This is a genomic window from Clostridium sp. 19966, from assembly GCF_032335695.1.
Lineage (GTDB): Bacteria > Bacillota > Clostridia > Clostridiales > Clostridiaceae > JACTOJ01.
This window is the reverse complement of sequence record NZ_JACTOJ010000020.1, coordinates 34,300-48,239: the sequence shown is the minus strand read 5'-3', so window position 1 is coordinate 48,239 and position 13,940 is coordinate 34,300. Positions and strand designations below refer to the sequence as shown.

Annotated in this window: 8 protein-coding genes; 1 reads left to right on the top strand and 7 read right to left on the bottom strand. The window is 33.7% G+C overall.

The window, feature by feature from the left end; all coding sequences use genetic code 11:
* Window positions 1-133: 133 nt before the first annotated feature.
* Complete coding sequence (locus IAI10_RS18135; protein ID WP_315674722.1) at window positions 134-6,727, top strand: Ig-like domain-containing protein; 6,594 nt, start codon at window positions 134-136, stop codon at window positions 6,725-6,727.
* 260 nt (window positions 6,728-6,987) lie between these two features.
* Here the strand turns inward: IAI10_RS18135 and IAI10_RS18130 are convergent, their stop codons facing one another.
* The 7 genes from IAI10_RS18130 to IAI10_RS18100 are packed head-to-tail and all read right to left on the bottom strand — an operon-like array spanning window position 6,988 to window position 13,934.
* Window positions 6,988-7,662, bottom strand: coding sequence for a hypothetical protein (locus IAI10_RS18130; RefSeq protein WP_315674721.1), 675 nt, complete (start codon window positions 7,660-7,662; stop codon window positions 6,988-6,990).
* 17 nt (window positions 7,663-7,679) lie between these two features.
* Window positions 7,680-10,016: a DUF5702 domain-containing protein gene (locus IAI10_RS18125; RefSeq protein ID WP_315674720.1), complete on the bottom strand. Its 2,337-nt coding sequence runs from the start codon at window positions 10,014-10,016 to the stop codon at window positions 7,680-7,682.
* 2 nt (window positions 10,017-10,018) lie between these two features.
* On the bottom strand, window positions 10,019-10,675 hold the full coding sequence (locus IAI10_RS18120; RefSeq protein ID WP_315674719.1) for a pilus assembly protein: 657 nt from the start codon (window positions 10,673-10,675) through the stop codon (window positions 10,019-10,021).
* Between the two features lie 19 nt (window positions 10,676-10,694).
* On the bottom strand, window positions 10,695-10,898 hold the full coding sequence (locus tag IAI10_RS18115) for a Flp1 family type IVb pilin (protein ID WP_315674718.1): 204 nt from the start codon (window positions 10,896-10,898) through the stop codon (window positions 10,695-10,697).
* Window positions 10,899-10,926: 28 nt separating this feature from the next.
* Window positions 10,927-11,790 carry a type II secretion system F family protein gene (locus tag IAI10_RS18110; protein WP_315674717.1) on the bottom strand — a complete coding sequence of 288 codons (864 nt, stop codon included), beginning with the start codon at window positions 11,788-11,790 and terminating at the stop codon, window positions 10,927-10,929.
* 2 nt (window positions 11,791-11,792) lie between these two features.
* Entirely contained in the window at window positions 11,793-12,683 is an 891-nt protein-coding gene (locus tag IAI10_RS18105; RefSeq protein WP_315674716.1) for a type II secretion system F family protein, read from the bottom strand.
* Window positions 12,684-12,695: 12 nt separating this feature from the next.
* Window positions 12,696-13,934, bottom strand: coding sequence for a CpaF family protein (locus IAI10_RS18100; protein ID WP_315674715.1), 1,239 nt, complete (start codon window positions 13,932-13,934; stop codon window positions 12,696-12,698).
* Between the last annotated feature and the right edge of the window lie 6 nt (window positions 13,935-13,940).

Below are 13,940 nucleotides of genomic sequence, written 5' to 3'. Positions count from 1 at the left end.
TATATTAATTATATATTATTATTATAAACATATTAGTTTCATTTTACCATATTAGTAATATGTTGCATTTTGCGTTTAGTTGTTATAAAATGTAAATTATGTAGTTATAACTTATAATAGGAAGTGAGTGAATTTGAACAGAAAAAAAATATCCTCTATTATAATGGCATTTTTTTTGGCTTCGTATAACCTTTCAGGCTTTAAAGTTTACGCAGCAAATTCTGACGATAACAATATATTGCAATCTATAGAGGATGCTAATTCGTACAAATTACAGTTAGATGATTCAGCCTTAAAAAATGAGGTATCTTGGTATGATATAACTGGTGCTAACAAAGATGTATTAATAGAAATACAACAGGATATAGAAAGTGACAGCTACTTATCCAGCATATTCAGCATACTATATACCAATGATAAGGCTGTTAATTTACAGATATCCAAGACTAATGATACTGAAGAAAATATTAACAAACTTAAGGATAAAATAAATAACAGAGCTGTTCTAGAAAAAAATGAAAGCTTTGAAACTGGAAGTTCCGGAGATATATCCACAGCAGCTTATATTAAAGATTCATTAAACAACGAAAAATTTTTAAAAATTTCTTCTTTGTCAAGCAATAAAATCATCCCTAGCATCACTTGGGAAAAAGATTTTTCTGATAAAAACTATTCTTTGGTGTATGCAGTATCAAAAAAAGACAGCTCAGGCAATAGCTCTAAGGAAACTCATAGGTTTACAGGACTCTCAGCTGGAACCTTAAGTCTTTCTGAAATTGACGGAACAGATTTATCTTCAATAACCCTAAATTATAATATATTAGATAGCAATGGAAACATAATAAAAAAATGTGAACAGACTTTAACCAATGATACAACCGCTCCTAAATACTCCATAAAGAATATTTCTTGTGATGTAAACAACCAAAAAGTAACCGTACAAATAAATGCTCCAGATGAGGCAAATCTTTTAGAAAATCCTATTGTCTATTACAACAACAAAGTATTAGATTCCTCTAATATAACTTATAATAATAGTGAAAAGTCTTACTCCATTGTACTTGATAATGTAAACCCACTTACTTCTCCATTATCATCACTAACCTTCTATGCCGCTGATGATGCTTTAAACCTAGGAGAGATTTCTTTGACAGGGGATTTTATTCTTAGTTTCGATAAGATTTTTAAGAATCAAATTATGCTTTTTAAAGATAATGTTTTAAAAGGCTCTGCTTCAAGTGCTGGAAAAATATCTGACTTGTCCATTAATAGCAAGAATGTTGATATTGCTTCAGATAATAGTTTTTCCACTAATCTAGATGAAAAAACTAGCACTATAGATGCCAAATATACTTATGCTAAAGATGACAATACAAGCTTTCCTGTGGAGCTAACCGCCGCAATTTATAGCAGCTCTTCAGGACCAAACTTCAGTAGTTTTACTTGTACAAGCGGTGGAAAAACTTTAAATGTAGCTAACAGTGACACTTTATATATTACAGACAAAAATATCTCTATAAATGGTATCCTGAGTGACTATTCTGCCAGTGCAATAAACATAAACAGCATAAAGGCTAGGTACGATAATGAAGAGAGTGAGGAGCTTCCAAAGGACTCTTACAGTTTAACTTCCAAAGATGACAGCAGTGACAATCTATGCATAAACCTCTCTTTAAAAAATGATGATGATAAGAAACTTACCGCTATCACTATAGATGCCAAAAATGACTTAGGCTATGAAAGCAGCTTCACCTTTAATCTAGATGTGGACAATACTGCGCCTACGCTGTCCATGAAATATGAAGATGAAGACGGTCATATGTCTGACTTAAAAGATAATTCATATTTTAGCAGCAGCTTTTCACCTGCTTTTATAGTATCTGACAGCAATCTGGATTTAGATAACTCCTATGTTAAGCTGATAAGCTATGATAATAGTGGAAATAAAGTTGAAACCTCCACAGCCCTAAGGGATTTAACTTTAAAGGATGATAATCTCTATGTTTTGAAAAATTTAGATTTTCAAAATACTAAATATGATATATTGCTTCATGCAGTAGATAAAAGCGGCAATACAAATGAATTAAAGCAAACTTTTTACTTTGATAGCGAGGCACCTAAAATAACCTATTCAGGAGCTCTAGAAAATGCCAGCACTGCCTTCACTAGCTCTAAAAATGGATTTATTCCTGTAATAACTATAGAAGATTATTTACTAACTGAAGATGAAATTAAAGACTCTGAATACTTAGATGCCAAATTCAATGGTACTTCACTAACCATTGATCATATAGAAAGCTCCTTAAACGAAAATGGTGAGCACAAATATAAGCTAGTATATAAAAGCGTAAATTCTCCTGACTCTAAAGATGGAAGCTATGATATAACAGCAAAAGTAACAGGCTTGACAGGCCTAAGCAGTTCTTCCTCAAAAAGTATTTATTTTGATAACACGCCTCCTATTATAAGCTTCTGGGACCAAAATAATCTGCTGATAAATAATAATTCCGTAATAAGTACAAAAGCTGAACCCATTAAACCAACCATATATATCGGGGATGATGTAAAAATATCTAGTGATGCAATATCCATAACCAAAAAGACTCCGGATGGGAATTTGTCCACCATAGATAGCAGTACATTAAGCCCTTCAGATAATGAAGTTATAGATGGTAAACTCTATTCCAGCGGATGGACCTTCCGTGACACCATAAACGACCCAGGAGAATATACCATTACCGTCAATGCAGAAGATGCAGTAGGTAATGCCTATGAAAACGGCCCTTTTATTCTTCATTTTATAGTGGACAACTCGGCTCCTGTAATAAATATTGACGGAATTTCAGATAATGAGTTTTCAAATTCCACTTCACTTACAGCTGCTATTACAGCCTCTGATGATAATTTTTCAGAGGGTACTGCAATATTGACAAAGGATGATGGCTCAACACAAACTATTAGCTTGAACAATAACAAAGCTGAAAACATAAATATTAAGGATGAAGGTAAATATAAGCTGAAGGTAACAGCTAAAGATGCAGCAGGAAATAGCACCTCCGTTACCAGAAGCTTCTGCATAGACAGAACTGCTCCAGAAATAACCTCTTTTAATTTGACAAATAGCACCTATTATAGAAAGGCAATAGATCCCAGAATAGCTGTAAAAGAATCTAATCTGGATAGATCAAAATCTTATTTTAATGTAAATAAAAACGGTACATTATCACAATATACCTTGGATAGTGCTAATGTGGATTTTGACAATGCTACGGACGAATATGTGCTTAAAAATGTAGTTAATGAGGATGGAAGTTACAATGTCACTGTTCACATTGTGGACTTAGCAGGAAATCAGACTTCAAACGGTGATTTAAATTTAAATTTCTTTGTTCAATCCAAAGCTGCCACCGTAAGCATTAAAAATATAAATGACAATGAATACTTTAACCAAGCTGTCACACCCGAAATAGAAGTAGAGGATCCTTACATGGATTCATCTGATTTAAATTCAAGGATTACTGCTACCTTGAATGGTCAACCCTATGAATTAACCAGCTGCAAAAGAGAAGGAAGCAAACTTATAGTTACAGGTAAGGCTATAGAAAATCCTAAAGACTCCTTAGGGGACAACTATACCTTAAAAGTAACTACAAAGGATAGAACTAATTCTACAGACATAAATTCAGGTGAAAAAAGCTTCACCATTGATGAGGCTGCTCCAAGCTTAGAGACAAGTAATTTAACTAATGAAAAATATTATAGAAAAGCTTTGGATCCTGCTGTTGAACTACAGGAAAAATATCTTGATGAAACTAATTCATATTTTATTGTAACTAAAAATGGTGTTTCTTCAAAATATTCATTAGACGATGCTAATGTTCAGCAGCAATATAACACAGAAATAAACACTAGTGACTACACTTATACCCTAAAAAATGTTGTGGATGTGGATGGTACCTATGAGATAACAGTTCATTTAGTGGATTTATCAGGTAATTCTCCTTCCTCAGGTGATACTAAATATACTATATATATAGATTCAGTGCCCGCTTCAACCAACATAGTGAACATAGGTGATCCAAGCCAGGGTAAAAAGACCTATTTCAACAGTTCAGTAACTCCAGAAATATCCGTTACTGACGAATTTATGGATGCAGCGGACGTCAATAAGCTAATTACAGCTACAATTAACAATAAGCCCTACACCCTTCATTTTGATAAGAAAGAAAACGGAGTGCTGTATCTTCACGGGGATGAGCTAAAGCCAGATGCTGGAAAATCTACTGGAACGTATGCTCTTGTTGTATCTACCTCAGACAGAGCCAGTCAGCCAGGTGAATTTGAAACTATATCTCAAAGCTTTGTAATTGATGAAGCTAAGCCTATAATAAAAGCTACTAACATGGATGATAACAGATACTATAGAAGCTTTGATAATCCAAGCGTTACAATAGCAGAAGACTACCTTGACCTTAAAAATTCTTATTTTTCTGTTTCAAAGGATGGCAATGCTTCAACAAATTATAGTTTCGGCAGCTCCAATGTATCTAATGATGGCAGCGGAACTTATTTCTTAAATGGAGTTGTACAACAAGATGGCAAATATGTTATAACCATTCATGTACAAGATATGTCAGGAAACAATGCTGACAGCGATGTAACTAAAACCATATATATAGATAAACATCCCGCTGTGCCTATAATTCAAAATATAGATGAAGGTAAAAACTACAACTCTCAGGTTACAGCCCTAATAAAGGTTGAGGATAAATTTCTTCAGGATTCTGATATAAATACCTCAAGGTTATATGCTGCTTTGGACGGTCAAACCATAAGATTAAACCTTGTTGAAAAAGATATTGATCCTAATACAGGAGAAACCATATTCCTATTAAAAACAGATCCCATAACCGGGAATACAGCTAGAAATACTATGTACAATTTAAAGGTATATGCATTAGATATGGCAGCAAATTATGATCCAAATAATCAGGAAGCGCCTGGCACGGACAGCAGAGATTTTGTAGTAGATACCGACCCAGCTAAAATATCTTTTAGTGAAGATTCCGGAAGAAATATAGAAGACAATGGCTATTATAATGGTGTAATCAAACCTATCATCAAACTAACGGATAATTACACCGTAGATAATTACAGCATTACTCTAAATGGTAAGCCTTATAACGGAAGCGTTGAAAAAACCGATGACGGATATGTCTTCAAAGGAGCTCCTATAAATGGAGATGGCCTTTATACACTATCTGTTACTGATAATGATAAGGCTCAGGCTTCACCTACAACTTATCAAATATCCTTTACTATGGATAATACAAAACCAAATATAGACATATCCGGAGTTCAAAATAATGAGTTTAATAATAAAAGTGTTACAACTCCTACCATAAGGATTAGTGATACTAACATGGTGCTAGAGAACACTCATATAAATGTATATAAAAATGGTTCTCAAATACCCGTTAATATTAGTCAAAATGATAATTTATTTAGCTTCAGCGAGTATGACGAAGGAACCTATACTTTTAATGTAACTGCTGTAGATAAAGCTGGTAATTCCTATACTACTCCAGATTTAACCTTTACCATAGACAGGACTCCGCCTACTATGAAGTTTAATTTTAATGATGGCGATTTTATAAATAAGCCGTTTGCTCCAGAAGTTTCACCGGATAACCCAGATGATTTTATAAGTGAGCTGCTTATAAACGGACAAAGCTATGATTCTCACAATGTGCCTATCCTTACAGAAAATCGAAAATATGAAATAAAGGCTATTGCAAAGGATAAGGCAGGTAATGTTTCTGAGGAAATAGTAAAAAGCTTTGTATTAGACACAGAAGCCCCAAATGTTGATATTTCAGGTCTAGTGTCAAATTTCTATTATAATAAAAATATTTCTCCTTTAATAACCTGCACCGACACTAATTCGGATATATTCAATATTACATTAAACGGTCAGCCTTACAATAATTCAGTTATAAGCGCTGAAGGAAGCTATGAGCTTGTGGTATTTGCAGAAGATAAAGCTAAAAATATTACCAGAATAGTTTTAGACTTTGTTATAGATAAAACTGCTCCAAGCATAACTGTGCCAACTTTCATGAGCCAAAGCACTTTCTTATCTATATTTACTCCTCTAGTGGATATAGATGATGCAGATTGTGATAAAACACTAATGCTGGACGGTAATGACTACCACGGAGAACCTATAACTACAGATGGTAAACATACATTGTTAATTATAGCCGTAGACAGGGCTGGTAATGTTTCTAAGAAGGCATTTACCTTCTACCTGAAAGCTACACCGCCTAGCATTAAAATAACTAATATAATTGATGGAAGAAGCTACGATCATCCAGTAACTCCTGAATTTAATATATCTGATGATGCGGTGAGAGAAGCTACGGTGATAACCTTGGATGGGAAAGACTATAAAATAGGTGACAAAATTTCTTCTATAGGTGAACATACATTAACTATTACTGTAAAAGATTCTGTAGGGAATAAAACTACTCGAACTGTTAAATTTAAAATCGTTAGCGCTAAAGAATCCTTAACTGCAAAAATTACAAATAAAAAAGGCACTATTCTCCCAATTTTAGGCGGTGCCGCTGCGGGCATAGCAGCTCTTGGAACCCTATTATTTGTAAAAACTAAAAAATCAAGATTAAGAAAAGCAGAAAAAAATAAGGAAATACCAGCAGAATAAATCAAATAATCTTTAATTAAACTAATAAAAATAAGGTTGTACTAAAACTAATTCACATTAGTTTGTACAGCCTTATTTTTATATTTCTTTATAGCGTGACACACCGCTTATCTGAGGCTTGTAGCTGTGGTATGCCACGAAGAATCCTGATTTGGATTTCTTTTTATAGCCTGTCCTAAAACATCTTTTCTCTTATTAATTTTGCTTACCAAAGAATCCTCCCTTTGGAAGATTCTTGTGTAAACAAAATACTACTATTCTTATTTTTTTAGTTCCACCTTACCTGTATATAGCTTATACGCTAACATTTTTGTATTTGTTCCTTCTCCCAATATAACTTGAATATTTTGCTTGTAATCTCCAATGGTTGACTCCTCATTGCTTACCACATCTTTTAGTTCTTTATCCTGTGCAGTTTTTACTATCTGATTTAACTTACCAAAGTCGTAATTTGAGTCTCCTGTAATTGCTATTATCATATCTTTCAGCAGATTGCATGTATTAACATCAAATTGTGTCTTGTAATCTTTTTGCCTTACTGATATATTTATAACCTTTTGACCAGTGCTTCCATCATTGCTTACGGTTCCTCCAAATTTTATTACCTCATAAGAATTGTCTGATCCATCACTTAATTTAACCTTCTCTTCTTCAGTATCAAAAAAATAACCTGACCCCTTTTGTTCTGAATCCTGTCCTATAGAATCATCATTATCATATTTTACACCGTATTTGTCACATACCTTTTCCATATCCTTCATTATCTTCTTGCTCTGCTCTAAAAACTCTTCCTTTGTTGGCTTTTCTTTTTCTGTTTTTTGCACTGCCGTTGTTCCACTCGCTTTATTAGTGCTATCCTTTTTACCGCAGCCTGTGGATACAGCTGCTACTATTGTAACTACTATTAGTACACTCAATATTTTATTTGCTTTCATTTAATTCTCTCCTTACATTAATAATTCTTGTATCTTTTCATCTTAATAGTATACCTTGACCCTTTATCCTTTCTTCCCTCTGCAGGCATAAATGCTTCTGTCATAAAAATATAATTTATGCTTACCTGAGCTTCTACACATACAGTTGTAAATTTTTTAGTTAAATCATATCCGTTATTCGGATCCATATTAACATATACTAAATCTTTAATTCTTGCCAATGTGGTATCCTCACTCTGAAGTAAGAGATAAAACATAAGATAATCATGATAACTTAAGGCAAGTGGATCTTCATCACATATTTTTATTACTTTTTCTAATCTTGATGGTGAAATAACATTAAAAGTATCTGTAAACCAAGTTTTACTACCCTTTATTACTGGAATCCTATGCCCGTCCATTATTGCCTTCATATCATAACTTGCTTCTAACATGCTCCAGCATGCTAACAGAAGTGCCTCCATAGGTTTTATAAAAATACCGTCTCCAATCCAGCCTACTGCTGCAGTAGCAATTGCAGTAACTTCATGCTTTTTAGTATCATCTGTAACTATATAAGCAAAATCCAAAGCACATCTTATTATATAGGTTCTAATCCATATATTGTCTGCATTTTCTTTATCTGTTTTGGCTCCATTTATAACATATTCTATTTCATAATCCTCTGGTGCGCTTATTCCATCCGGCAGCGTTCTTTGGGCTGGCACCCTAAAATTACTTTTGTTTCCTACTTTGTCTCTAAATTCTGTCATAACATATTCATCAATATAATATTTATCTCTCACACCCAGCAATGCATTTTCTACAGCTGCACATATCTTATCTATTATGGAGTTACCGGCTGTTACCGTTGATGTATCTGCTGCATAATCTGAGCCTACAGTTACTCCATCGCCTCCATAACCGGCAATTTTACTTGGCAGCTTAGACCATAAGCTATCTGGTATCCCTTTTTTAGTATTATCTTCTGGAGGTTTGCTGTTATCTTTCGCTTTATTTTGTGCATCTTTTTTCCCGCCCTCATCCTTCTTTCCAGATGGCTTTCCATCTGTAACAATTATTATATCTATATCATTTATGCTGGCACTATCTCTGATTTTTTTCCCTGAATCATTTATCCAGCCTACCTGTTTATCAAACTGATGCATTATATCCTTATAATTATCCGCATCCTTTTTAGTGGTATCAAAGTTGTTTTCTGATGCCATTTTATCTATTTCATCTATAGATTTGTCATCAGCTTTATAAAAGTTATAGGCTTCGGTTCTGTCAGAAAGCAAATCTCCTAAAGGTTTTTTTATTCCAGCTATTTTATCTGCATTTGCTTTTATTACATCTATTTGCTTTTTTAAATTGTCTTCACCAGTAAATAATTTAGAATATTTGCCCAAATCATCAATATATCCATCATAATACGAAGATACATTTGGGTCATTTTTAAGTGCCTCAACTGCTTTTGCATAATCATCATATAAAGGTTTAACTTTCTTCATTTCGTTTAAGTAATCATTTATCTTATTGGTCAAATCTGACCCCTTGCTTACTAACATATCTAATAAAGAATTCATTTTATAATATTCATTTAAAGCTGCAGAGTCCAAGGTAGTGCGGAAAGTATCGATTTTATCCTTATCTTCTGGCTTTTCTTTGTCATACTCATCAGATTGTGTATATCTCAGTATTACCTTTCTTAGATAAACAGCTAGAGCTAAGCTTTCCAAATCGCTGTCGTTGCTGGGAGGATTGATTTTATTATAGGAAAAACTCTTTTTTATGCTGCCTATTATAGACTTATAGCTATTGGCCGCATCAACATATTTATCATAATAGTCTTTTACTTTTTCTATCTCATCATCTAGTGCCTTCTTTTTATTAGTGGCATCTGTTATCTTAGTTAAACTCTTAAACTTTTGAAATCTGTCTATTATTCCATCCACCAAATTCAATGGAGCTCTGTATTTCATGTATTCCAGCAGCTGCTCTTTAAATACATTATCATCAGATAAGGGGTTTAACCCTGAAGCCTTTACGCTTTCTATGTCATAATGATATAAATCAGTAAATTGTTTGCCATCGCTTTTGTCCACTAAAAGATTCTTTTGTAAAAAGGTCTGGGCGGTACTGTTTAGGTCAGCATTTTCTGTATTCATTGCCATAAAACCATAGGCATCCTTTAGCTTTGTATCATAATCGGCCAGCTCTGCTCTCACGGCATTATCTATGGCCCTAGACACTTGAGAATGAGCTGTTACCATTCTTGTGCCATCAACTAATGCTCCTACAAAACATATGAGAATTAGCAGTATGAGGCTTAAAAATACAGTTATTACGCCCTGCTCCCTTCTCCTAATCACATTTATTTTCCTCCTCCTCCAGTTAATTGTTTCCACTTATCTGCCAATTCATTCAATTTATTTATTATTGCATCATAACTGCTTTTAGTTTTTTGTACCACTGTAAATCTATGTCCTAATTCGTCAAAGGCATATGAAACAAAATCTACATTTCTTGTAACCTCCACAGGATCATTAACTATTAGATTTACATCCACCTCATCATTATAGGTGCCTGGAAAATGTAACAGCTGTATTAGTCCCTTTAACGGAAGGTCGTAATGATCTTGTATCTTAATTTTAATTTTTCTATAAAATAGATAATTTACATAGCCTATTTCTACATCTGACTGAGGATCTAAAAAACCTATATCCAGCTTTCTTTTATTAAAATAAGCTTTTACATCATTAATTTTGCTTTGAGTATTTGTTGCAAATAGCCTGGAATAAAGGTTATCATTTGTTATCATTTCGCCTGTGTCCACCTCTATATTAGGCGAAGATAGCATCATGGATGCTCTTTCTGAAACATCATGTCCTACTGCTGAAAGCTGTGTTCTGTTATACATTATCACGCATATATACATGAGTATAATCAAAACTGCAAATACTATAGGAAGCAGCAATGCTGCTTCAACAGTAAAGCTGCCCCTCTGATTAATATTTTTATTATTCTTCATTATGTTTCTTCACCTGCACTTATTTACCAGATGGTGTTGTTGGTGTTGTAGATTGTTGAGCATCATCTGCAGATTTTGTTATATTACTCATAATATTAGTAACCAATTGTTCTATTGATTTTCTGAATATTATTACCAATGCTATAAGTACAACGATTATAAGCGCTATCTCTAGAGTTGCCAGACCATCCTCTTCTTTAAAAAAATTTTTTAATACATTCATTTTTGATACCTCCCCAAAAATTAAAACTTTAAATTTTTCTTAATTGAAGAAATACTGGAGTAAGTATTACCATAAATATTGCCACAAGCATCAGCATCATTGGAAGCAGTAATCTAGTGCTAGCTTCCTCTCCCCTTTGCTTAGCCATGTTTTTTCTAAGTATCCAGCATTCATTTGAGAGATTTTTCAGCATATATACTATGTCCGTGGTACCTTTATTTAAGTTTTGAAGAATAATAGAAGTAAACTTTGTTATTTCTTGTACCTTGCATCTTCTTGAAAAATCTCTAAAAACTATTTCTTTTGACTTATTCGCTGAAAGTTCTTTGTAGACTATATTAAGTTCATAGTACAAAGGTGTTAGCTTCTTGTTTTCCAAAACTAATCTTTCCAGCGCTTTATCTACGGTTAATCCTGCATTAACCAGCAATATAAGCTTGTTCAGCAGATCTGGAAATTCATACTGAATATCCTTCCTTCTATTTTCATGCTTTTTGTTTAAGTCACTGTCCATGAGTATATATATAAATACAGCAGCTAGTGGGCCTCCAAAGAATATATATAAATCAAAGTTTCCTTCCGCAGCCATTATGAAGTATATGCCATCCAATATTATAAGCACAGTGGAAAACTTGTAAGCCACATATAATCTAAATTTGTTAAAGCCATCTAGCATGTACATAGAAAGCATTTTTTGAAGAGCTCCATTGTTGACTTTCTTAATGGTCTCATTTCCTATGAGATCTACTATAAATAATCCCATGGGAAGTACTTCTTTTGTTGAATACTCTTTCTTAGTTACGTCCTTAATTTCATCTTCATATTTATTTTTTGATAATAGATATAATACAATTATTATTATTAAGACAAATATAAATGGTATATAAGCCATAGCTACACCTCTATATTAGTTATTTTTCTGGCCCAAAGCTGAGCCAAAAATATGACTACCATCGCAATGGTCATTATAATTCTGCCCATGGTTGTAAACATAGGTGCAATAAAATCTTTTGCACTTACTTCTAAGAATAGCAATATGCCTATAGGTATAAGCACCAGAACTCTTCCTTCAAGCTTTTTAGAGGACACCATGGTGTTTATCTCCTGCTTAATTTCTATTTTTTCACTAATTATATCTGAGGATTTTTGTATTACTTCCTTTAAATTTCCTCCAGTTCTAGTGCAAGCATTGAAGATATCAGCGAAGCTTTGAACATCATCCAAGGTAGAACGTTCTGCGAAATCTATTAAGGCTTCTTCTATAGTCTCATTTCTTTCCAATCTTCTATTTATGAATTGAAGCTCCTCCAATATCATCATATTTTTTCCCTCATACATATTGGACAAATCCTCATAGGCTTCCTTGAAGGCCAGTGGCACTGATTTTCCTGCTGTAAGTGAAGATGATATAGCATAGAGAGCTTCTTTAAATTCAGAGGTAAGTTTATCTTTTCGAGCATTAATTATACTTTCTGTTTTAAATTTAGGGTAAACAAATCCTGATAAGCCTACTATAAAAGACCATATTATATTTCTATAGCACAAAAAGCCTATAGAGAACGCTCCAATAAACCCTACGGCTGCCCAAAGTATAAATTCTATTTTAGACATTTTGTAGCAGTTATAATGCGGAAGTTCATAATCTTCATCCTTGCTTCTCTTAGCTTTCACTATTTTTTTATTATTTTTCTCAGATTTTTCTTTCTTTTCTTGAATTAAAAAAAATATGCTTACTGCTGCTAAGATTACAAATACTGTTATCAATGCTATAATTGCTATTTTCATTGACTTATCACCTCATATTTTAGGAGTAATTCCTGCATGGACAAACTTATCCAGGTTTTTCATGGGATTATTGGTTCTTTTTAAAACTCCCTCTACTTTTCTAAGCTGTGATTGGCTGCTTTCCTCAAATTCATATAGAGGATTAAGAATTATTTCCCCATTTTGAAACCCTGACACTTCTGTTATCTCTACCACTTTCCTAGATTTATCTCTAAGCCTTGATAAATGCACTATTATATCCAAAGCTGAGGCTATCTGCTGCTTTATGGCCTCTAAGGGAAGAAGTGCTCCTGTAAGTACCATGGTTTCGAGCCTACTTAACATATCTGCTGTGGAGTTGGCATGGCCTGTGGAAAGAGAGCCATCATGGCCTGTATTCATAGCCTGAAGCATGTCTAGGGCCTCCGCTCCTCTTACTTCTCCTACTACTATTCTGTCCGGTCTCATTCTAAGAGAAGATTTTATAAGGTCTCTTATGGTTATTTCGCCCTTGCCTTCAGTATTGACGTTTCTGGTTTCAAGGCTTACTAGATTTTCTATAGTTTTTATCTGAAGCTCCGCAGAATCTTCTATTGTAATTACCCTTTCGTCATGAGGAATAAAATTTGATAGGGCATTTAACATGGTAGTTTTACCGGAGCCCGTACCTCCGCTTATGAATATATTGTATTTAGCCTCTACCAGCAGTCTTAAAAATTCTGCAGTTTCCTCCGTCAATGCCCCCCAGCTAACCAAATCTTCTATGGTTATAGGATTTTCGGGGAACTTTCTTATAGTCACAATAGGACCATTCAAGGCTATAGGCGGCAGCACTACATTTACTCTAGAGCCATCTTTTAATCTGGCATCAACTATAGGTGAGCTTTCATTAACTACTCTGTTTACATCAGATACTATTTTATATATTATATCCTCTAGCTTCTTTCGATTTTCAAATACCATATCTACCTTTTGTATGGCTCCATTTTTTTCAATAAATATATTTTCAGGCCCGTTTATCATTATTTCTGTTACAGTCTTATCATCTATTAATGGCTGCAGCACATCTAATTTTTTTATGGCATTAAATATTTGAACTATTATTTCTTTCTTCTCCATAATAGAAAGATTCTTTCTTTTTAACCTTGCAAAAACCTCTTCCTTGATAAGTTCCCAAAGCTCCTCTTCTTCCATGTCTTTCCTTAAGTACTTGTCATCCTGAATGCTGCTTTTAACCTCTTCTATTATAGTTTGCCTAGCTTCATCATCCATTTATAA